This is a genomic window from Streptomyces sp. RLA012 (assembly GCF_056270325.1).
The window spans coordinates 5,351,413-5,372,913 of the sequence record NZ_JBWDPA010000002.1; the positions used below are offsets into that span (position 1 = coordinate 5,351,413).

19 protein-coding genes are annotated in these 21,501 nt (G+C 68.1%); 5 read left to right on the forward strand and 14 right to left on the reverse strand.

Going from position 1 to position 21,501, the window contains the following annotated elements; translation table 11 throughout:
- Positions 1-50: 50 nt before the first annotated feature.
- Complete coding sequence (locus RV986_RS24420; RefSeq protein WP_475919436.1) at positions 51-1,721, forward strand: hypothetical protein; 1,671 nt, start codon at positions 51-53, stop codon at positions 1,719-1,721.
- A gap of 103 nt (positions 1,722-1,824) precedes the next feature.
- On the opposite strand, the gene RV986_RS24425 is transcribed toward RV986_RS24420, so the two are convergent.
- The 3 genes from RV986_RS24425 to RV986_RS24435 form a co-directional block, all read right to left on the reverse strand.
- Positions 1,825-3,648: a bifunctional metallophosphatase/5'-nucleotidase gene (locus tag RV986_RS24425; protein ID WP_475919437.1), complete on the reverse strand. Its 1,824-nt coding sequence runs from the start codon at positions 3,646-3,648 to the stop codon at positions 1,825-1,827.
- 637 nt (positions 3,649-4,285) lie between these two features.
- Positions 4,286-5,107 (reverse strand): M48 family metallopeptidase, encoded by an 822-nt coding sequence (locus RV986_RS24430; RefSeq protein WP_475919438.1) that lies wholly within the window; start codon positions 5,105-5,107, stop codon positions 4,286-4,288.
- Positions 5,108-5,111: 4 nt separating this feature from the next.
- Positions 5,112-8,822, reverse strand: coding sequence for a type I restriction endonuclease subunit R (locus RV986_RS24435; protein WP_475919439.1), 3,711 nt, complete (start codon positions 8,820-8,822; stop codon positions 5,112-5,114).
- 308 nt (positions 8,823-9,130) lie between these two features.
- On the opposite strand from RV986_RS24435, the gene RV986_RS24440 reads away from it, so the two are divergent.
- The 3 genes from RV986_RS24440 (at position 9,131) to RV986_RS24450 (ending at position 11,905) form a co-directional block, all read left to right on the forward strand.
- Positions 9,131-9,400, forward strand: coding sequence for a hypothetical protein (locus RV986_RS24440; RefSeq protein ID WP_475924409.1), 270 nt, complete (start codon positions 9,131-9,133; stop codon positions 9,398-9,400).
- Positions 9,393-10,037, forward strand: a complete 645-nt coding sequence (locus tag RV986_RS24445; protein WP_475919440.1) for a DUF6879 family protein — start codon at positions 9,393-9,395, stop codon at positions 10,035-10,037. Before RV986_RS24440 ends, RV986_RS24445 begins: the two co-directional genes overlap by 8 nt.
- A 143-nt stretch (positions 10,038-10,180) precedes the next feature.
- The gene (locus tag RV986_RS24450) at positions 10,181-11,905 is read left to right on the forward strand and encodes an ATP-binding protein (protein ID WP_475919441.1); all 1,725 of its coding nucleotides are present in this window, start codon (positions 10,181-10,183) and stop codon (positions 11,903-11,905) included.
- 13 nt (positions 11,906-11,918) lie between these two features.
- On the opposite strand, the gene RV986_RS24455 is transcribed toward RV986_RS24450, so the two are convergent.
- Together RV986_RS24455 and RV986_RS24460 are read right to left on the reverse strand one after the other, a co-directional pair.
- A complete protein-coding gene (locus tag RV986_RS24455; RefSeq protein WP_475916208.1) occupies positions 11,919-12,923 on the reverse strand; it encodes an IS3 family transposase in 1,005 nt (334 codons plus the stop codon).
- A 20-nt stretch (positions 12,924-12,943) separates the two neighbouring features.
- Positions 12,944-13,327, reverse strand: coding sequence for a transposase (locus tag RV986_RS24460; RefSeq protein ID WP_475916209.1), 384 nt, complete (start codon positions 13,325-13,327; stop codon positions 12,944-12,946).
- A 19-nt stretch (positions 13,328-13,346) separates the two neighbouring features.
- Between RV986_RS24460 and RV986_RS24465 the strand changes: the two genes are divergently transcribed.
- Positions 13,347-14,000, forward strand: a complete 654-nt coding sequence (locus RV986_RS24465) for a tetratricopeptide repeat protein (protein ID WP_475919442.1) — start codon at positions 13,347-13,349, stop codon at positions 13,998-14,000.
- Between the two features lie 132 nt (positions 14,001-14,132).
- Here the strand turns inward: RV986_RS24465 and RV986_RS24470 are convergent, their stop codons facing one another.
- The 9 genes from RV986_RS24470 to RV986_RS24510 all read right to left on the reverse strand — a co-directional run bounded on the left by RV986_RS24470 (position 14,133) and on the right by RV986_RS24510 (position 21,445).
- The gene (locus RV986_RS24470) at positions 14,133-14,444 is read right to left on the reverse strand and encodes a DUF6247 family protein (protein WP_475924410.1); all 312 of its coding nucleotides are present in this window, start codon (positions 14,442-14,444) and stop codon (positions 14,133-14,135) included.
- A gap of 254 nt (positions 14,445-14,698) precedes the next feature.
- Positions 14,699-14,965, reverse strand: coding sequence for a hypothetical protein (locus tag RV986_RS24475; protein ID WP_475919443.1), 267 nt, complete (start codon positions 14,963-14,965; stop codon positions 14,699-14,701).
- The gene (locus RV986_RS24480; RefSeq protein ID WP_475919444.1) at positions 14,962-15,321 is read right to left on the reverse strand and encodes a hypothetical protein; all 360 of its coding nucleotides are present in this window, start codon (positions 15,319-15,321) and stop codon (positions 14,962-14,964) included. Before RV986_RS24480 ends, RV986_RS24475 begins: the two co-directional genes overlap by 4 nt.
- Positions 15,322-15,521: 200 nt before the next feature.
- The gene (locus tag RV986_RS24485) at positions 15,522-15,794 is read right to left on the reverse strand and encodes a hypothetical protein (RefSeq protein WP_475919445.1); all 273 of its coding nucleotides are present in this window, start codon (positions 15,792-15,794) and stop codon (positions 15,522-15,524) included.
- Entirely contained in the window at positions 15,794-16,198 is a 405-nt protein-coding gene (locus RV986_RS24490) for a hypothetical protein (RefSeq protein WP_475919446.1), read from the reverse strand. Before RV986_RS24490 ends, RV986_RS24485 begins: the two co-directional genes overlap by 1 nt.
- Positions 16,199-16,420: 222 nt before the next feature.
- The gene (locus tag RV986_RS24495) at positions 16,421-16,612 is read right to left on the reverse strand and encodes a DUF397 domain-containing protein (RefSeq protein WP_475919447.1); all 192 of its coding nucleotides are present in this window, start codon (positions 16,610-16,612) and stop codon (positions 16,421-16,423) included.
- Between the two features lie 13 nt (positions 16,613-16,625).
- On the reverse strand, positions 16,626-17,480 hold the full coding sequence (locus tag RV986_RS24500) for a helix-turn-helix domain-containing protein (RefSeq protein WP_475919448.1): 855 nt from the start codon (positions 17,478-17,480) through the stop codon (positions 16,626-16,628).
- Positions 17,481-17,508: 28 nt separating this feature from the next.
- The gene (locus tag RV986_RS24505; RefSeq protein ID WP_475919449.1) at positions 17,509-18,732 is read right to left on the reverse strand and encodes a restriction endonuclease subunit S; all 1,224 of its coding nucleotides are present in this window, start codon (positions 18,730-18,732) and stop codon (positions 17,509-17,511) included.
- Complete coding sequence (locus RV986_RS24510; RefSeq protein ID WP_475919450.1) at positions 18,722-21,445, reverse strand: type I restriction-modification system subunit M; 2,724 nt, start codon at positions 21,443-21,445, stop codon at positions 18,722-18,724. The genes RV986_RS24505 and RV986_RS24510 overlap by 11 nt, the downstream gene beginning before the upstream one ends.
- Between the last annotated feature and the right edge of the window lie 56 nt (positions 21,446-21,501).

Consider the following 21,501-nt stretch of genomic DNA (forward strand, 5'->3'; position numbering starts at 1 on the left):
TCCCCCGTTCCCAGGTATCGTCACCCTTCGTGCCCGATCACACGCCTTCCGTGACGACCGTCGCGCGAACAGCACCCGGAACAGCCGCCACGCCCAGGGGGAAGCGTGGGGCGGGACCGGGACCGCGGGCCCACCGCGTCCCGCTCCTCACCACCCTCGCAGTCCTCCCGCTCCACGGGGTGTGGGCCGCGTTCCTCGCGACGGGCGGCGGCGACCTCGCGGCCCAGTACACGTGGGCGGGCTTCGCGGCGCGGCACCCGGGCACGGTGTACGGGCTGTTCTGGTACGGCGGCACGCACACCGCCAACTACAGCGTGCTGTCACCGGAGTTGATGGCGCTGCTGGGCGTACGTACCGTCTCCGTCCTCGCGGGTCTGACGGCCACCTGGCTGCTGGCCGCGCTGTTGACGCGGACGATGGCCGGGGCGCGCCGGACCCCGCTGTGGCCCGCGCTGCTCGGCGCGCTCGCGCTGTGGGCGAATGTCGCCTCGGGGCGGACGACGTTCGCCCTCGGCCTCGCCTTCGGACTGGCGGGCCTGTCGGCGGTGGCGGGCCGCGGTGCGCGACCCGGCCGGCTCGCCACGGCCGCCCTGGGCGCACTCCTCGCCACCCTGACGAGCCCGGTGGCCGGGCTGTTCCTGCTGGTCGTGGGCGCGGGTCAGCTGCTCGACCGCCAGTACGCGAAGTGCGTGGCCCTCGCCCTGCCGCCGGTGGCGGTCGTCGCGTCGACGGCCGCACTGTTCCCTTTCCAGGGGGAACAGCCCATGGCCGCGGGCCGGATGCTGCTGCCGCTGCTCCTGTCCGCGGCGGTGACGGCCGCGGCCCCGCGCGACTGGCGGGTCGCCCGGGGCGCGGCGACCGTGTACGCGCTCGGGACCGTACTGACCTGGCTGGTCCCCTCCCCGATCGGCACCAATGTGGAGCGACTGGCAGCCCTCTTCGCTCCGACAGCCCTCCTCGCGGCACTGCTCACCACCGGACCGTCCGCCCGATCGGCTCCGCGCCGCGGGAGCGGCGCGTACGTCGGTGTCGTCGGTGTCGTCGGTGTCGTCGTTGCCGGGCTCGCGCTCGCGGGGTCCGTGTCGTGGACCGCTGTGATGACGACCACCGACGTACGCGTCACCGCACCCGTGCCGGCGTGGGCGCGCCACACCCACGGGGTGCTCACGGAACTCCGCCGGCTGCGGGCCGACCACGGCCGGGTCGAAGTGGTCCCGGCCCGCAACCACCGCGAGGCCGCCCTCTTCGCCCCGCACGCGCAGCTGATACGGGGCTGGAACCGGCAGCTGGACGTCGAACGGGGCCGCCTCTTCTACGCCGACCACCTCGACGGCGCCCAGTACCACGCCTGGCTGCGCCACTGGGCGGTCGGATACGTGATCCTGCCGGAGGCGGAGCCCGACGGCCCGGCCCGCCGCGAGGCCGCTCTGGTCCGGGCCGGACGGCAGCCCTGGCTCCGGCCCGTCTGGCACGACCCGTACTGGAGGATCTACCGCGTCACCGACGCCCGCCCGCTCGTCTCGGCCCCGGCGCGGGTGCTGCGTGCGGGCGAGGCGGATGTGCTGCTGCGGATGGAGCGGGCCGGGACGGTGACCGTACGGGTCGCGTACTCGCCGTGGCTCCATGCGGACGGGGGGCGCGTGCGGGCGGCGGGGCCCTGGACGCGGCTGACGGTGCGCCGGGCGGGCACGTACCGGCTGACGTCGGGGTGGTCGGGGTGAACGCCAAGGCCCGGGCGTCACCGTTTCCGGCGAAGCCCGGGCCGCGCCGGCGTCCCGTCCGGAACACCGGCGTCCAGAACACCGGCGTCCAGAACAGCGGTATCTAGAACACCGCCGTCCCGTCCTGCGTCAGCTTCCAGTTGGTGACCGCGAAGTCGGCCGGGTCGAGGCTGCCCTTGGACGTGACGTAGTCGATCATCAGCTGACGGATCTCGTTGGTGGAGCTGTACGCGATGTCGGCGGCGGCGATGTGCGGGTAGCCGCTGCCGCCGTTGGCGCGGTAGTTGTTGACGGCGACGACGAAGACCTGGTCGTCGGTGACGGCCGCGCCCTTGTAGGTGAGGTTCTTGATGCGGGAGCCCTCGGCCTGCGCGATGTCGATGTCGTACTCGACGCCCGCGGCGGTGTCGTACATGTAGTCCCAGAAGTTGTTGGCGTTGGTGAGGGTGGCGGTGTCCACCTTCGTGCCGGACGGGACCTGGTGGTAGTACTTCGCCGCGTACTCCAGGTAGTCCTTGAGCTGGGCGCCCGTGAGCTTCTTGCCGTACAGGGTGTTGTCGTAGATGTAGAGCCCGGCCACGTCGCGGATGGTGACGCTGCCCGCCGGGATGTCGGCGGTGCGGCTGAAGGGCGCGGCGACGGAGATCAGCGGAAGGGCGGCGTCGGCGGTGGACAGGCCGGAGGCCACCGTGTCCATCTGGACCTGGTGGATGAAGTCCATGACCGGGACGTCCTTCCAGCAGGACTCGGCCGCGGAGAGGTCCGCGGTGCAGGTGCCCACCGGCGTGTTGACGTACTTCACGACCAGGTCGTGGTCGGCCTTGAGGAGCCTGGTGATCTCCGGGTCCTCCTCGGCCGTGTTGCTGTTGAGGGTCTGTGCCTTGGTGCTCGTCACCTTCCACTGGCCGTGGACGAGTTCGAGTTCGAAGTCGAAGACGGTCAGGCGCATGCCCCAGCAGTACGGCTCGGAGAGGACGACGTCCTTGCCCGTCTGCTCGTTCTTCACCGTGTACGACGAGACCTCGACGTGCGTGTGACCGACGAGGATCGCGTCGATGCCGGGGACCTGCTGGGCGACGAGGTTGGAGGCGTTCTCGACGTACGGGAGCTCGGAGCCGTACGAGGAACTGCCGTCCAGGCCCGAGTGGTCGGTGAGGAACACGACGTCGCAGCCGAGGGCACGCATCCGCGGGACGTACTTCTTCGCCTGCTCGACGAGCCCGGTGAACGCCATCTTCCCGGAGACGTTGTCCTTGTCCCAGAGGGCGATTCCGGGGTTGGTGAGGCCGAGGATGCCGACCTTGATGTCCGGGGCGCCGGGCACGCGGACGCGCTTCACGGTGTACGGCTGGAAGGCGGGGCGCAGCGTCTTGGCGTCCAGGGCGTTGGCGCCGAGCAGCGGGAAGTGACACTGCTTCTCGAACGTGCGCAGGGTCTCGATGCCGTAGTTGAACTCGTGGTTGCCGAGGGCGGCGGCGTCGTACCGCATGTGGTTCATGGCGATGGCCATGGGGTGCACGGGGGCGCGCTTGCCCTTGGCGGCGACGATGGGGTCGACGCGGGCGTAGTAGTACGCGAGTGAGGTGCCCTGGATGATGTCGCCGGCGTCGACAAGCAGAACGTGCTCCTCGCCCTTGGCGGCGCGCTGCTGCTTGATGAGGGTGGCGACGCGGGCGACGCCCACGGAGTTGCCCTTGCTGTCCGTGTACGCCGCGTCCGTGTAGTAGTCCCAGTCGAAGACGTGGCTGTGCAGGTCGGTGGTGCCCAGGATGGAGAACGACCAGGTACGGGGCGCCTTTTCGGGCTTCCGGTCCACGGCCTGGGCCTGGGCCGGGGTCGCGGCGACCGCCCCCGCCACGGTGACGGCCGCCCCGGTGACGGCCGACTTCTTCACGAACTCCCGGCGGTTCATGGGATTGACGGGCATACGTGTCTCCTGGGACTGGCTGGGACTTGGCTGACGGGAGCAACTGGGCGAGCCGTGCGGGGAGTTGCGTGACTCTGTGCACTACACGCGTAGATCGTCGTCGCGTACCGTCCCCTCAGGAACCAGGAACAGGCCATGTCCAGGTCAAGGATGGGCATGCCGGGTGCGGGGAGCCCCCGGCCGGGGACAGGGCGGCGCCCGGCTTCGCCGAAGATTCACCGGAGTGTTGGATCGCGTCCCGCCGACGCTACTTGTCCTGAAGGATCAGGATCGACGGCGTGAGCACCACGATGCCGCGTACGGCGATCAGGGTCAGGTTCAAAACTCTGAAGCCGGCCTCCCCTGAACCACAGGGCCCAGCTCACGTGCAGTAACACCGCCGCCATGACGATCACCGTGGCCGCAAGATGAACCACGTGCAGCACGTTCCGTCCGGCTCGCAGCAGGCAGGACCACCACACGACGGACGCCGTGCTGAGCTACGACTCGACCGCTAGCCCGATCAGGCCTTCGCAGGGCGCCAGGATCGCTTCTGGTGGTGCGGACGGGGCAGTCATCTCGTCGACTCCAGGAGACAGATGTCCCCTGCAGGGACCGAGCCTAAATGCATGGCGGCGCCCCAGCCATCCGAAACTGATCAGCGCGCAAGGTCGCCCATCCAGACCCGTCGGCCCAGTTCATCCAGCTCTGTCTTGAGTCGTCGGCATTCCGGAAGGGCCCTGCCCAGTAGCCGCCAATAGTCAGGACCGTGCCCAGACACACGGGCATGCGCCAGCTCATGGGCAACGACATAGTCGACAAGATGGATCGGCAGTTGGAAGGTCGCCCAGTGCAGAGAGATAAGTCCGCCGTCGGCTGCCTCCGAGCTATAGCTTCCCCACCGGTGCCCTAGGCCACGGACTCGTACCGCCGGTTCGGGAACGTCCATCCGGGCAGCCCACGGCTGGAGCCGACCCCGCATCCATCGCTGCCCAGCCCTGCTGTACCAATCGGCGAGTGCCTTGCGCGCAAGCGCCGGATCAGCGGCAACTGCGCTGTCCATACGCAGCCGTCCCGCGACAAGCCGAACAGCAGACGCTCTGGCTGTGTCGACCAACGCAGCGTCCGCCTCGGACTCGTCGCCGACAACGAGGAGCCTATAGTCCCGCCCCAGGTAACGATGGATCTCGCCGTCCCGGAGGGTACGGACGGGATGCAGCTGACGGCGCTCGTCGCTAAGGCGGGTCTTTGCGGCGATCCAGTCCTCGCTGCCACGCACGAACTTCTCGGCTCGCCCAACCGCGCATCCCTCAGGAGCGTGCAGGGTGAGAGACCTGTCCCGCTCGACTGTCAGGCCCAGGCGACGGCGGCGAACGCTGATTCGCACTCTCAGCGCACGCCCGTCGACGACCAACGTCCCGCCCTCGGTGAGCGCGGGCTCATCGAGACGGGCCGCAGGGCGAGCGGGCTGCGTCGGCATGAACCTATTCTCTCCGGGCCTCGGCCCGGAACGCGTCCAGGTGCTGTGCAGCGTATCCGGCGAGTGTCGACGCGAGCCGTTTCACTTCCTTACGCCCTTCACCGCCGCGGCGGAACCCGGCCGCACGGAGCCGCTCGTACAGGCGCGCCTCCAGCATCGTCACGTGCGCCTCCTCACCGCCGAAGGAGGCCAGTCTCACCCGGCTGGTGATCTCGTCGTACATCTCGGCGACGAGACGCCGCAGCTCCTCCGGTGGCTGACTCTCCAGGAGCTCGCTCTCCGTCAGTTTCTCGCCGATCAGGACGTACAGCCGTCGTTCCATCGGCGTCAGATCGGCGATGGCGGGGTCGCTCTGCTCGGCACGCCGAGCCCTGTCAACCAAGGGACCGAGCTCCCGGCCGATGACGTCCCAACGCTCGGCGAAGTCCTGAAGCACCCGCTCCAGTTCCTCGGAGAGCTGCCGGTACACGGGCCGCTCCTCCACTGCCAGCCGCTCCTCCAGGTGATAGCGGAGGGCCTGCACCTGTTCGGCGGCAGCCTCGCGGACCGGCATGGTGGCGACCACCTCGTCGAAGTCGGGGGCGAGGATCGACACGGGCGGAATCCTCTGCACCACCTCCTGCGCTTCCAGGTGGTCGGCGATCAGCGCCCTCACCTTGCGCCCGTAGCCGCGCATCACGAAGCCGCCGCCGGTGTCGTCCCGGTAGTGGCGTCGTACGCGCATCTGGAGCACGCTCCACGCCCGCATGTCGGGGAGATACTCCAGGGCGTCCTCGTGCGGCAGCACACGGTCCACGGCGCCCAGGAACTCACCGAGCACCCTGTCGAAGTCGGCCCGCCGCCCGGGCTCCGCCAGGGCGAGGACGGCGCGGCTGAGACCGGCCGCAGACGTGAGACCGTCCGCGTCGATGCCCGCGCCCGCGAGGAAGGTGCGGAACCCGTCCGCACTCTGTTTCAGGGCGGGGACCTCGTCGGCCATGCTGCGCAGCGCGTCCAGGGCCCGCGGGTTGCCCCGGTAAGCGGCCAGCGTCACGCCGAGGTTGTTCAGCACCCCGTAGTAGTCGACGACCAGGCCCTCGGTCTTGCGGCGTGCGGGCCGGTTGACTCGGGCGATCGCCTGGAGCAGCTCAGCATCGCGGATGGGCCGGTCGAGGTAGAGCGCCTGCTCGATGGGCGCGTCGAAACCGGTGAGCAGCATGGACTTGACGATAAGGAAGGCGACAGGCGGTGGTTCGGCCTCCTCGCCCCAGACCAGATCGCTCCAGGGGTTCATGTTGCCCACCGAACCAGCCGGCACGGGGTCGTCCTCGACGGGAGGAGCGGCGGCCCAGGGGTTGTCCGGCGGGAGCTCGGGAAACGGCGTGAGAAAGCGGGCGATGTGCTCGCGCTGCCGCTTCTCGTCGGTCCACTCCGTCCACAGCCCGTCCTTCTGCTCCGCACCGGCGGAGATGACGGGCACGAAGTCGATACGGCGCAGCAGTTCCTGGAACTGCCAGGCGCGCAGCAGGAGCGATTCCTCGGCGGTGTACGTCTCCGGATCACGTCCGCGCAGACTCTCACGTCGCCCGCTGCGGTCGAACTCCGCGACCCGGCGCAGCAGATCGGCCCGCGCGTCCCGCAGAGCGTCGCGGTACAGCACCGCGGCCCGTCTGCTGACCGCGGCCACCTGGGCCTTGAAACCGCCGGTGAGCGGGCCGGTGACGTAGTGCTCCAGCATGTCGACCGCCTTACGCCGTATCAGCGGCGCCGACTCGGCCACGGCCCGGACGGAGGGCTTGCCGTACTTGTCCCGCACCCTCTCCTGCTCGGCCTCCTCCAGTGGCTCGACCAGGTCCTCGAAGCACTCGTTCATGTGCTCCTTGTCCCGTACCTCCGCCTTCGTGGCACGGCCCTCGTAGCGAACGGGAACGACGACCTTGTCGCGTTCGGCCTCGGTCATCCGGTACGTGTCGAGGAACTCGGGGGAGCCGCCGGGCTCCGTGCTCGGTTCGAGGCCGAAGATGCGCCCGGTGTCGTCGTACCGTCCCCGCATGAGCGGGGTGCCGGTGAACCCGATGCGGGCGGCGTTGGGCAGCGCCTTACGGAGGCACGCGTGGAGGACGGAGGTGTGCGAGCGGTGGGCCTCGTCCACGAGCACGAGCACCCGGTCCTCGTCGCTGCACTCGGGGAAGATCCGTTCCGCCTTGCGCAGCGTCTTCTCGCCGGGCGTGGGATCCGCGACCTCCTCGGCGCTCTCCCCCGCCTCGACTCGTTGCCGCGCCGCCTCGAAGTCCTCGGCCAGGGCCCGGTCCTCGCCGCCCTCCTGCCCCTCGGTGGTGCCCGGAGCCAGATCGCCGAGGAACTTCTGGATGGTCGCGAAGATCACCGCACGTCCGCCGGAACGGCCGGCCCGGCGCAGCAGTTTCTCCAGATCGGTCCGGGACTTGGCCTCGCGGATCTCGGAGTCGCTCAGCCCGACGGCCTTGCGCAGCTGCCGCTGGAGGTCGTTGCGGTCCGTGACCGCGACCAGTGTGATGCCGTTGAGCTCGGGGTCTGGGCTCATGTGCAGGCGCCGGGCCAGGAACTGCATGGTGAAGCTCTTGCCCGCACCCTGCGTGTGCCAGATGACACCGCCCCGCTCGTCGCGGTCCCGGCCGGTGACCTTGCGGCTGGGGCGCGTACGCAGCCGCAGAACGACCTTCTCCGTGGCCCGGTACTGCTGGTGCCGGCAGACCACCTTGGCCGTCTTCGTCTCCACTGCCCTGGGCCGCGCGGTACCGGAGTTCCCGTCCTCTCCGAGTGGCTTCTCGAAGACGTAGTGCCTGACGATGTTGAGGAGGTTGCCGGGCTTGAGGACGATGGCGGTCAACTGCTGCTGCAGGGAGGGCTGTTCCTTCGCCCCGAGAAGCTCCCAGCCACGCAGTTCACGGCGGAGCGTCTCGACACCGTCGCCCCCGGGGACGTCCGGGTTGCCGTAGTCCGGGGTGAGGCTGCGCCACAGCGCGTAGTGCTCCTCCGCCGAGGAGTACGTACCGAGCGCGGCGTCCCTTCCGTCGGCGGCGACCAGCAGCTGCGCCGGGGCGAACAGGTGCGGTATCCCCCGCGGCGCGCCCGCGCCCTGCCGGGTGTCGTCGTCCACGGGCCGACCGGTGTAGGCACGCAGATCGCGGATGGCCTTGCCGAGCGAGTCCCGTACGTCCGGCGACTTGCACTCGATGACGACAAGCGGAATGCCGTTCACGAAGAGGACGAGGTCGAGCACCGCCGCCCGCCCGTCCGCGTCGCACACCCGCAGCTGGTCGACGACGAGATAGTCGTTACGGGCCAGGATCTCCTCCCGGGTCCCTTCCAGCGCCTCACGCGACCAGTCGACGACGTGCGTCTTCACGTCCCGCTCGTCCGGTCTCTGGTGCAGGACACCGTGCAGCAGCAATTCGGTGGCATCCCGGTTGGCCTGCGCCAGCGACTGGGCGGACACGTGCCGCGTGACCGCACGCAGCCGGTGCACGGCCGGCTCGGTCTGCGCGTCGTCCGTCATCCAGGGCGAGATCCGGCGTACGGCATCCCGCAGCCGCCGCTCCAGCAGCACATCCCGGAAGTCGCCGCGCTCCCCCGCGTCCTTCAGCCGGGCTCCCTCGATGTACTGCCACCCCATCGCCTTGAGGTGTTCCAGCAGCGGCAACTCCGCCTCGCCCCGCTCGACCGTTCCCCCAGCCCCGACCGCTCCGGCAGCCATGCTTCACGCCCCCCTTGAGTCACCCTGGACGGTATGAGGGTCCATTGTGCGCGATGGCAGGGCGCCAGTACTGATCTGATGTCACAAACCGCTGGCCTCTGGCCAGAAGCGGATGGCAAACGGGCTCGTCGCCCTCAAGCCGCTCTTTTTATTTACGTGATGGCCTTTCTACCCCCATCCCCGGCGCCCTGGGAGCAGCAGCGGCTGGAACGAGCCCCGCAGTGGCCCAATGTCCCGTTGTTCTCCGTATCGAAACGGATACAATCTGTAGTAGCTGAATGTGCAACAAAATCGACTGGAGGCGGAAAATGACCCGCGCCTGGGAGGCCGATCCGTCCGCGTTATTCGAACGAAGGCTGGGGAGGTCGGCCAAAGAGCTGGGTACCTCGGACGGCCGTGATGAGTGCCCTGACATCTGGCAGATGGACAACGGCGACATCGCTGTCATCGGCAGGGACCTCACAGGTGCCTACCGTTCTCGCCTTCCCGACGGCGTGAGCCTTGCCCCGGACGAGCGGTTGGTCGTCATCCCCGGAAGCATGCTCAGCGCGGCGAAGGCAGACATCCCTGATGCTTGACCTACTTCCCCCGGTTCTCGCGCCCGGACATGGCGAAAGGCTCACCCGGGACGCCTACAAACGGGACTTTCGTACACGTGACGCGGCGATCCGCAACGCGGACTCCTGGAAACTGGAGCGACTGCAGCACTTCGAAGAGCAGGGCAGCCCCAGCCGGGACGCGCTGCGACGAGAAGAGTGGGGGCTGGCGCTGCGGCTGCTCGATGACCGGCGCGAAGCTCTGCGCGTCACCGCCCAGGAAGACGCACGCAAGGGCCATGTGTTTCACCGCGTGCGGGTGGTCGAGAAGCCGTTGTCGCCGTATGTGCAGTGGGAGCTCCACTCCCATCGGCAGCGCGCGGAGTACGGAGAGCGGATTCGCGTCGTCAGCGCCGAGGAAGTGGTTTCGGCGGAGCGCGAGGGACGGCTGCCGGAAATCGTTGTCCTCGGCCGCAGCACCCTCTTCCAGGTCCTCTACACCGAGACCGGCGCCACGGTCGGCGCGGTCCGCCACACCGACCAGGAACTGGTCAGGAGCTGGGAGAACTACATCAGGAAGCTCTACGAGGCAGGGGAAGACGTGAGGTCCTACTTCGAGCGCGAGGTGGCGCACCTCCCCCGCCCGTTTCACCGTAGCCATCCCGACAGCAGCCGCTGAAGAGGACGGAGTACGCGATCACCGTGTCCAGTGCTGACGACAAGCGCCCCGGCAGCACGCACTCCGAAGTGTCGGGGACGTCATCCCGCGACGTTGTACAGGCCAGGGACATCACAGGGGGAATCCATTTCCACGAACAGGCGATGACGCCGGACCGCAGCAGTTCCGCGACCCCCACGCCACGGCAACTGCCCGCCGACGTACGCGGTTTCGTCAACCGGACCGAGGAGCTCGACCAGCTCAACGCGGTGCTGACGGGCGACAGCGACGGTCCACTCGTCGTCTCGGTGTACGTGATCGCCGGCACTGCCGGCGCCGGGAAAACCTCACTCGCGCTGCGCTGGGCCCACCAGGTCCGCGACCGCTTTCCCGAAGGGCAGCTCTATGTCAATCTACGCGGGTACGACCCAGGGCAGCCGGTCACCGCCCAGGAGGCTCTGCACCGTCTCCTGACCTCTTTGGGGGTCCGCGCGCAATCCGTACCACAGGACCTCGACGCCGCAGCGGCGCTGTACCGCTCGCTCCTTGCCGACCGCCGGATACTGGTCGTCCTCGACAACGCGGCCACGGTGGCCCAGGTCCGTCCGCTGTTACCCGGAAGTGCGAGCTCGCTTGTCGTCGTCACCAGCCGCAGCCGGTTGTCCGGCCTCGCCGTCCGGGACGGAGCACGCCGACTCACCCTGGGAACGCTGCCCGAGCGCGAGGCCATCGCCCTGCTGCGGGCCGTGACCGCCGGCTACCGGCCACAGGACGACGAACAGCAACTCGCCGAACTGGCCCAACTCTGCGCGCGGCTGCCCCTGGCCCTGCGCATCGCCGCCGAACGGGCCGCCAGCCATCCCCACATGCGGCTGCACGACCTGACGGCCGATCTGCGTGACGAATCCGCCCTGTGGGACGCCTTGAGTACCGGCGACGACGACGAAGCCGAAGCGGTCCGCACCGTCTTCGCCTGGTCCTATCGCGCCCTGCCCGACGACGCTGCCTGGCTCTTCCGTCTACTGGGCCTGCATCCCGGCCCCGAGTTCAGCCTGGCCGCCGCATCGGCCCTCACCGGTGTGACGACGATCCGGGCCCGCCAGCTGCTGGACTCCTTGGTCGGCGCTCACCTGCTGGAACAGACCGCCCCGGACCGCTACCAGTTTCACGACTTGCTACGCGCCTACTCCATGGACCAGGCACAGCACGAGGAGCCTCCGGAGAAGCGGAGAACCGCGATGCGCCGCGTTCTGGAGTGGTATCTCCACACCGCCGACGCGGCGCAGAGCTGGATCAGCCCTGAAGAGGACCGCCTGACTCTCGCATCGCCACCGGATGATGTACACCCCTTATCCTTTCCCGACTACGACACGGCAGTGGACTGGGCCGAGCGTGAACACACCAACCTCCTGCAAGCGGTCCGCGCCGCGGCTACCGCCGAGGACGACCGGCTCGCCTGGCAGCTGTGTGCCGTCCTGTGGCACGCGCAGTTCCCGTCCGCCGCAGGCGCCGACTGGCTGGGCGTGAGCCGTATCGGGCTGGAAGCGGCAGGCCGGTCCGGCGATCGAACCGCGGAGGGTCTCCTGCTCACGGACCTCGGTATGGCCTGCTCACGGGTCAACGATCTGGCCGAGAGCCTCGAATGCCACCGGAACGCTCTGGAGATCTGGGGTGATCTGGGCGACCACCTCAATACCGCCCACTCACGCAACCTGATCGGACTGAACCACCTCCATGGCAGGCAACTGGGCACCGCTGCACACCACTTCGAGCAGGCCATCACCGTCTTCCAGGAGCAAGGCGCGGCCCACTGGGCCGCCACCGCGCTGTCCAACCTCGCGACCACCCACTACCGAGCCGGACGCCTCGGAAGATTTCAAGTCCAGTGAGACGGTCGTGACGCTATGAGGTTTGTGGTGCGGGTTTCCTGCGCTTGGCCGGGTCGTTGATCCAGGCCGTCTGGGGTATCTCGGGTGGTCGGGGGCGGCGGCCGAAGCGTTCGGGGTGGTGGGTGTATGCCTCGGCGAGGGTGACCGCGCGCTGGTCGCGGACCTCCTCGGCGGTTCCGAAGTGGACGGAGGCGGGGGTGTGCCAGCCGATGCCCGAGTGCCGGTGCTCGTGGTTGTAATACGCGATGAACGCGTCGAACCACTCGCGGGCGTGGGCCAGCGAATCGAACCGTTCGGGGTAGTCCGACATGTACTTCGTGGTCTTGAACTGGGCCTCGCTGTAGGGGTTGTCGTTGGAGACCTTCGGCCGCGAGTGCGACCGCGTCACGCCCAGATCGATCAGCAGCTGGGAGACCTTCTTCGACGTCATCGAGGTGCCGCGGTCGGCGTGCACGGTCTGAGGCACGATGCCGTTGCGGGCGATGGTCTCGCGGATCAACTCCTCGGCCCGCACCGCCGATTCGGCCCGCTCGACGGTGTGCCCGACGATGTATCGACTGAAGATGTCGATGATCACGTAGGCGTGATACCAGACGCCCTTGACCGGTCCGGCTGCCTTGGTGATGTCCCAGGTGAACACCTGCGAGGGCCCTGTGGCGACCAGCTCGGGCACCGCCTTGGCGGGATGGGTGGCCTGCCGTCGGCGCTCCCCGGACTGATCCTGCTCGCGCAGGATCCGGTACATCGTCGAGACGGAGCAGTGATAGCGCCCGGCATCCAGCTCGCGGGCCCAGATCTGTGCGGGCGCCAGCTCGGCGTACTCGTCGCCGTTCATCAACTCCAGGACCGCAGCCCGCTCTTCGGCCGTCAGGGCCGACGGCTGCACCTGCGGGGCACGTGCTCTGCGTGGCGGCGGGGGCCGGAGCCGGCGGTAGTGCGTGGCGCGGGAGCGGCCGGTCAGCCGGCAGGCGGCTGTGACGCCCAGCTGAGCCTCGACGCTGGTGAACGCTTCGTCCACGACAGGGGCGGCGGCAGGCTTCAGTCCGCGCTCTCGGAGATCATGTCCAAGAGCGCGGAAGCTTTTCCCATCACCTCGAGCGCGGCCTTGTTCCGGGCCAGGTCCTTCTGCAACCGCTCCACCTGCTGCCGCAGCTTCTCGTTCTCCACCTCCGCGGCAGACTTCTTCGCGCGGGCCGGGCTGGTCCGGCGGTCGACCAGGTTTTCCATGGCCCCGGCATCCCGGGCGGTCCGCCACTCCTTGACATGCGAGTGGTAGAGCCGTTCCCGGCGCAGGACCGCACCCTTCTCGTTCCTGGGCGCGGCGTCGTACTCGGCGACGATCCGCAGTTTGTACTCCGAGGTGAAAGTGCGGCGCTTCGGCCTCGGCGCCGGGTCGGACCCGACGGGCTCTGTGCTGGGCATAAGGGACGGTTCTCCTGTCGTGCCCTCTCAGGCTAACCCCGCAGAACGGGATGTCTCACCCAAGGCTGACAGAGAGGGCCTTGCGGAGGCCGCGACAGTCGTCGAGCAGGCGCTGACAGCACACCGCGCCCTGAACAACAGACGAGGCGAGGGCAACGTCCTGCGCCTACTGAGCGGACTCCAGCGTGAACAGGGCGACATCGAGGAGTCCCTGACCTCAGCCCAGGCGGCAGTCGACATCGCCCTCGGTCTTCGCAACCTCCGCCTGGAGGCCTACTGGCTGCTCACTCTCGGGGACGCCCAGCAGGCGGGCGGCCGGTTCGCCGAGGCCCTGATCTCCTACCAGCGATCCGCCACGCTACAGCTCCACCTCGGAGACCGCAGCAAACAGGCGTTCGCCTGGCACCATACGGGCGAAGTCTACCGTCGGCTCGACCGCCCCACGGAGGCGGCCGACTTCCACCGTCAGGCCGCCACCACCCACCACGAACTCGGCGACGCCTGGCACGAGGCCCTGGCCCTCGACGGCCTGGGCTCGGCCCTGCTCCACGAGGCCCCCGAGGCAGCTCGCCGGAACTGGGCAGAGGCACTGCGGCTCCTGACCGGCTTCGACGACCCACGAGCGACGACGATGCGCGACAGCCTCGAACGCCGACTGGCGGAAACAGTCTGAGCCGACTGGCGGGGGCGCTGCCCCCGCACCGAGATGGGGTGCGGTGCACGGTCGGCATGGATCTTCCCTATCTCCGCAATGCATCCGCCGAGTCTTCCGGTCACGGTCGTGTTCCCGGCGCACGGCGGTCACTCACCTGGGGCTCTCCTGCGCAGTGGCCGGGATGCGGCCGATCTCGGCAGCGGCGGCACGGCGATCTGCGCGGTCGTCGGAGGTGGCGACGATCCGTTCGCACTCGGCCCGACGGGCCGCCACAGCGGGGAGGCAATGGACAGCGGCCCACACAAACCAGTGTTCGAGGAAGGCGCGGCATGGGGTCAGGGTGAATGTGTCGCGGGCCTCCCGAGTGGCTTCCTCCCCATGCTTGTCGAACCGCGGGAGAGCGTTTGTGGGGTCGAGGCGAGTTACGGCGACGCGGAGGGCTGCCGGAGTCTTGTCAAGCATGAGAATCAGCGGGTCGCCGGCACACGGCTCCGCAGGCAGCGCAGTCACGGTCGTGCTGCCAATTCGGTGGTAGGGGTGCGCTGCGCTCTCGACGGTACTCGGACCGTGTCAGGTCGACGCACGGGTATGAGCGAACCGCCCGCTGTGTGCGGTCGGCCGCCGCACCACTGGTGGGGAGTGCGCGGCGCAGGCGGCTGCGCGGGGTTCACTTCCCCTGCGGTGCACGCGGCACTCGACCGGCAGGCAGAAGGGGATCAGACACGCGGGTCGGGATCGAGTGTGATCTGCCAGATGGAGACGAGTTCCGAGCGCGGCGTGATCATGTAGACGAAGAAGCCGCCGTTCACGAACGCGTGTTTCGCTCCCTCGTCGGCATCCTGGTACCCGGGCCCGTGGAGATAAAGGACTTCGGCGGCTCTGGCGAGTTCGTCGGCCGCCTTCTCGACCTCGGCGAGAAACATGGGTGGCGCCCCGGCAGCCACCGTCTCCTCATCCGGGACGTACTCCCACTTCCAGCTCACGCGCCGCGCACCGCCTCGGCCGCGTCGCGGTAGATGCTGCTCGCGGTAGTGAGATGGTCGCGCGCCTCGTCCGGAGTGGTCGCGATATGGGCGAGGTATTCGGCGCGGCGGTACGCCTTGGCGGTTTCGGGATGCCGCTCGATCTCGATCAGGGCGGCCCAATGCGCGAGGTAGGCGTGGACGGGCCTCACCGAGTCGTGCTCCAGTGCTGCGGCCAGGGACTTCTCCTTGGCCTGGTCATAGGCAGGGAGGAGGTGGGGGGCGATGGTGGCACAAGCCGCACGCAAGGCCGCCGGGGTGCGCTCCGGGCGCGGGATCACGGGGGCGTCACCGGGTTCGGCGTGCTGAGCACTCACGTTGCCATCTCCTCTGTGTCCGGTGGCTCGGACGACCTCGGTGGCGAGAGGTCGGCAAGGCTTAAGTGGACTGTAGCGCGCGAGCCTCCGTCCTACGCCTGGTCCCGACCGTTCCCCCAGCCGGCATCGGCTCCCCGGGCCCACCACGCCTCATCCGTGCGCAGCCCGGAGAACCGATGCCGGTACGCCCTCGGCGCGGATCAGCGACGCCGTCTCGTCAGAGCACTCTTCCGGCAGTCGGGGAGGCTCGCCTCGGGGACGACCACAGCGGCGGTCTCGTCGTCGAGCGCGTAACAGAGCTGGGCGTGCAGCACCTCGGCCTCGGCTGGCGTGAGGCGCAGCGCGACGTCGGAGTCGAAGGCTCCCTCCCGGCGCAGCCAGAGGTCGATGGCGAAGGCCCCGTCGTCCTCACGGCGCACCGGCCTGCTGGGTACGCGGCTCACCTGCGTCTGCGTGTTGCGCGGCGCACTCATCAGGCAGCCACCCCCGCCGAGGCGCCCACCGCGCTGCCGACGCGGTGACCGTGGATCACCCGGGGCCCGACGTCGATCCCGTCGAGCGCGAGGACGAGCGCGGTACGGCGGGCGCGCTGCTCGTGTACGCGGAGGTAGGGGCGGACTCGGGGGGTGGGAGTGTGATGGGCGCCGCCCAGGTGCGGGCGCGGGGGTGCACTGACGCCCCAGCCGGGGACGTACGGGGCTGGTTGCTCGGCGGACGCGGGGAGAACGGCGGGGCGGGGTGCGGGGCCGCTCGGAGCGGGCACCAAGGCAGGCACGGCATCGGCGTCGGAGGTGAGCGCGCGCCGGAGGCACACGAGGACCAGGCCGATGAACTGCACGAGTGTTCGCCCAAGTCCGGGCGGGATACGGTTGGACATGCTGACGCTCCTACTTGGCGTTGGCCATGCCCCGGGGTGCTGAAGACACCGCCGGGGCGCTGCACATCCGGGCAGTAACGGATCGACTACTGCCCGGAGTTGAAGGCTAGCCTCAACAGTGCTGCCGCATCAACATTTATGCCGAATGAGACGTGATTGGCATATGCCACGACTGAGGTCTCTCACGTACACCGGAGTTACGAGAAGAGGATCGGCGCCCGGTCACTCACGCCGGCCCACCGAAGCCCGCATCTTGACTCCGGCCAGAAACGCCTCAAGCGCACCGGGGGTCACCCTGACGATCACGCCGGGTTCGTCACTCTCCCTGGCCAGCACGTGACCGTCGACCATCGCCAGTTCAAGGCAGTTGCCGGACTGCTCGGAGAACGACGACTTACGCCACGTTATCTGCACTGCTCTCACACCTTCACAGCTCTTGGAGCACCTTGCGAATAAAGTCCCGCGAACGCCGGGGCTCCAGAGACCGCTGCTCCATACGATCAAGTACGGCACGGTAGTTCGCGAGATGGGTCTCGGAATCGAGGAAGGTGACACCGTAGGGGACGTCAATCTGCACAGTGTCGAGCTGTCGCGCAGGACCGCTCACGTACATCGTCGAACTGCCCGCGCTCGGAAATCCACCTGCGGAGAAAGGAATGACGCGGAGGGCCACCGACGGGCGTTCGGACTCCTCCAGCATGTGCTCCAACTGCCGTCGCACGACAGCTCGGTCACCGAACACCATGCGCAGCGCCGCCTCATGGAGGAGAAAGGAGGTCTCCGGCGGATCGGACCGGCCCAGCAACGCACGGCGACGCATCCGGAAGTTCACTTGGAGCTCCAGAGCTTCAGGTGTCAGTGGGGGTACGGCCTCTCCGAAGACGGCACGGGCGTAGCCCTCGTGCTGCAGCAGTCCGGGAAGGTGCGTGATCTGGACGTGCCGCAGACCGAGGGCACGGTACTCCAACTCCGCGAGGTCCAGCATGAACGAGGCGATGGCGTCCCGGTACTCGTCCCACCAGTCCGAACCGACCCGCTCACCGGCCATCGCCGCCAGCGCGTCCACATAAGCCTGGTCAGGACACGCATAGTTGGCCGCCCACACACGCACACGGTCACGGCTCACTCCGAACCGAGCGGACTCGGTGTTACTGATCGCGGTCTTGTCCACCCGGTGCAGCACGGCGGCCTCGGTGAGCGAGAGCCCGACATGCTCACGCATCCGCCGAAGCTCGACCCCGAGCCGTCGCTGGCGGGCGGTTGGGGGCTTTCGGACAGGCATTGGGCAGTTCCTCCCGTCACGCCTTGTGTCAAGCTACCGCGCTTGGCGCGGCTACTGGGCGGACCTTGCCGCTGAGCAGGTCATCGGCCAAGCCCTGCTTCAAGGTCCGCAGCTTGGCGTGTTCCGCTCGTGCCTCAGCGACTCGCGCGTCGATGACCTGAAGACGGGAAAGAAACCTGCGTTGCTCGTCAATCCCAATCTTTGGGACCGGACAAGAATGAACATCGGCACGGTTGATACTCGCTTGCGAAACCGCAGGTTTTGTACGACGCGCGAAATGCGCCTTGACTACCGAGGTAGACATCCATGCTTCCAGGAACATCGGGTCCATTTTATCCGTCGCAATCTTGCAGCACATAATGTTCGACTCGAACAGCGTAGGCTCACCAAGTCGAGATACAACGGTTGATCTTCCCACCAACCCGGGCGCGTTCACTCGATTGATGAGCAAGTCACCAACAGAAATCCCATAGCGGAGAGCTTCGGCGGGTGAGACATCGACGCGCAAGAGGTCGCGCGTGAAGTCCGACGGCCCGCCAGAGAAGCTGTTGATGCGGACGATCGGAAATCCGGTCTGCCCATACGACTCGGCGGGCTTATACAACCCGTTCTGCGGGCCTGACAAGATGAAATCGTCCAACGGAACGCGATCATGGACTACCAGCTCTGCGAGAAAAGCCTCCCGCAATGGACGCAGCTTATAAATCTCTGCCTCAGCAGTGCGCTCCGAATCGGAAATCGCTTCGAGGATCTCAACGATTCGACGTTGCTCCACCAGCGAAATCAGAGGGAAGGGAATCTTCGCGAACCGGCTTCCCCCCAAGTGGGAGATGCTGGTCTTTTCCGCGATGCCCGCAAATACCCCCAAGCGTCGCCACTGGACGAAGATCGCTTGCGCGTACTCAGGTAGCACACCGCTTCCTGGCCTAAAACGAATCAGCGTGTTCTGGAAGCAAAGCAGACCTTCGCCTCCCATATAGATCGAACTGCGCCCAACATTAGACAGACTTTCCTGGCCTTCGTTGAGAAGAATGTCTCCAGGACGTAGGGAGTAGATTCGCCTCTCGGCATCCGTGAAGCCCATGGTCTTCACGTCGCTGTAGTCGATGTGCCCTTCGAATACGTTGGCGACCCGCAGATAGGGCAGTTGACCGCCAGCATCCCTACTGGCCGGCGAAAGCTGCTTCCCCATCCGTACCTCGCCGACCTCCCCAACGGGAACCCAGCGGACGTCATCCGGCTCAGCCGACATAACCCAGCTCCTTCAGGAACCCGTTCAGCCGCTCCGTAGCCGCCTCGCGCCGCGCCTCGATGTCCTGGAGTGACACCAGATACTTGCGCTCCCAGCCCAGGTACGCGTCGATCAACTCCCGTCGTCTGCGCACGACGTGGCCCTCCAGCTTCGAGGCCAGGTCATCCCGGAGGATGCCGAGTACGATCTCCCGGGCGCCCGTCTCGTCCAGTGCGTCCCGCGCCTCGTGCAGCCCCGGTGTCGGCCGGTCGTCATCATCCGAACCCGTCACGTCCAGCGCGGTCTGGCCAGCAGCCGCAGCTTTCGACCCTTCCGTCTCCTTCACCGGAACCGAGGCGCCCTCCCCCATCCCCTCCAACGGATAGAACGCCTCCTCCAGCGCCTTCACCGCCTTGCCGGCCGCCGTGCGCTCGCGCTTGAGCTTCTTCAGGTCCGCCTCGCTGAGCAGTGCCTCCGCAACCGCCGGGTCGAGGGCAGTGCCCTCGGAGGACTCGGAGGACTCACCGTCCTCCGTCATCACACCCGCCGCCATGGCGGCCCGCGCCGCCTCCGCCTCCTCCGCCGCCTTCACCTTCGCGTCCAGCTTCGCCTTGAGCGCGTCCGCCGCTGCCAGCTTCTCCAGGAAGCGGGGCGCGATCAGGGCGACCACCTTGTGCGCGTACGCCGTACGGCGCTCCGCGCCCGAGCGCTTGCGCGCACCGCCCGTCCACGGGTTCGGCTCCGGTTCCAGCATCGTCTCGACGGTGTCCACCCAGCCTTCGACAACGCCCTTGAAGCCGTTGCCGGCCAAGGCCTTGAGCTCGTTCCGGGCGTCCTGCCACCATCCGGCGACCGCTCCCGCCAGGGCGTACCGGTCCAACAGGCCCACACCCAGCAGCAGTTCAGGGAAGGAGATGATCAAGTCCGCGCGCAGTCGGGCAAGATGGGCGCGCTTCTCGAACCCCGTGCGGTCGTCGCCCTCGTAGGGTGCGAGCCCCGCGATCTGCTCCGTCTCCGTCGTCCACCACTTGTCGAACGTCTGCCAGAGTTCCTGCTCCCGGCTCTCGGCCAGCGCAGTCAGCCGGTCAGCGTCCGGGCGCCGGTCCTCAGGCAGGAAGTCCAGGTAGACAGAAGCCTCCTCGTCGCCAACCACCGGGCGTTCCGCGAACAGGTCCGTGACCTTGACCTCGTACGACCTGAGCAGCCTCGCCTTCTCGTCCGCCTCGATCTCCGCCCTCGGCACCCCACCCGTCAGGTGCGCGCGTACGTCCTGCGGCTCGGGCGGCGGCGTGTTGTCCACGTACCGGCGGATGTTGAGGTTGTAGGCGTTCTTACGCAGTTCCTCCCGGTTCACCCAACGCGCGAAGCGGGGCACGTCCGTGCCCGCTTTGGTGTGGAAGGTGGAGACGATCTTCTCCACGTGCTCCGGCAGCAGGACGTTCTGCGCCCGCTCGGCGTGGAACTCGCGGTCCGCGTTGATGAAGAGGACCTTGTCGAGCCGGTTGTCGTCCGCGACCGCCCGCTTCCTGCCCCGCGCCCGCAGGACCAGGACGCACGCCGGGATGCCCGTTCCGTAGAAGAGGTTCGGCGGAAGGCCGATCACCGCTTCCAGTAGGTCGTCCTCGATCAGCCGGGCCCGGATGTCGCCCTCCGCGCCGCCGCGGAACAGGACACCGTGGGGCATGACCGTGAAGACGGAACCGCCGCGTCCCTCCACCATGTGCAGCATGTGCTGGAGGAACATCAGGTCGGCCTTGCCCTTCTCGGACGTGTGGCCGTACGGCATGCGGTCTTCGAGGTCGGCAACCTCGTCCGCTTTGTAATCCATGGAGAAGGGCGGGTTGCTGAGTACTACGTCGTACGACTTGTCGAGGTGCAGCGGGGTCGTCAGGGTGTCGCCGGTCTTCAGGTCGAAGTCGCTGGCGCCGTGGAACAGCATGTTCATGGTGGCCATGACCCAGGAGCCGTTGTTTGCGTCCTGCCCGGCCAGGGCGAGGTCCTCGGTGTCGCCGCCGTGCTCCTCGATGTACTCCTTGGCGTGGATCAGCATGCCGCCGGAGCCGACGCACGGGTCGTAGACGCGGTGACCGGCCGCGGGGCGCGCCAGCTCCACCATCATTCGGACCACCGCGCGGGGGGTGTAGAACTCGCCGCCCTTGGCTCCCGCCGTGTCGGCGAAGTCCTTCAGCAGGTACTCGTACGCGGCACCGATGACGTCGGGGAACTCGAAGTCCTCACCGCGCAGCCGCAGACTGCCAAAGTGGCCGATGAGCGCGGCGAGCCGCTTGTCGGCCAGCTTGGCCGCCGAGGTGCCGGTACCGCCGCCCCCGCCGATCCGGTTGAAGTTCACATGCCCGAACAGGCCGCGCAGCCGCTCGTTGCCCTTCTGCCCCTCCAACTCGTCGAGCGCCGGCTGTAGAGCCTTCGTCGCCACGTCGTCCACCGCACCGGCCAGCCGCCCCCAGCGTGCCTCTTCCGGGACGTACATGATCCGGCGGGCCGTGTAACGAGCCGGCTCGTCGGCCTCCTCCTCGGCTTCCTCGCGCGTGGCGCCCGAGGCCATCTCCTCGGCGATGACGCGGTCGCGTGCGGCCTCGAACTCGTCGTTCGCCCGCTTGAGAAAGAGCAGCACCAGCAGGAAGTCTCGGTACTCGGCGGCGTCCATGGTTCCGCGCAGGATGTCGGCCGCCGCGAAGAGGTGGCGCTCCAGTTGATCGAGCGTGAGCTTGGCCACGTACGGGCTCCCTGATGGTGGTCGGATACGGACGAGAGGCAACAAGAGGCAGGCTG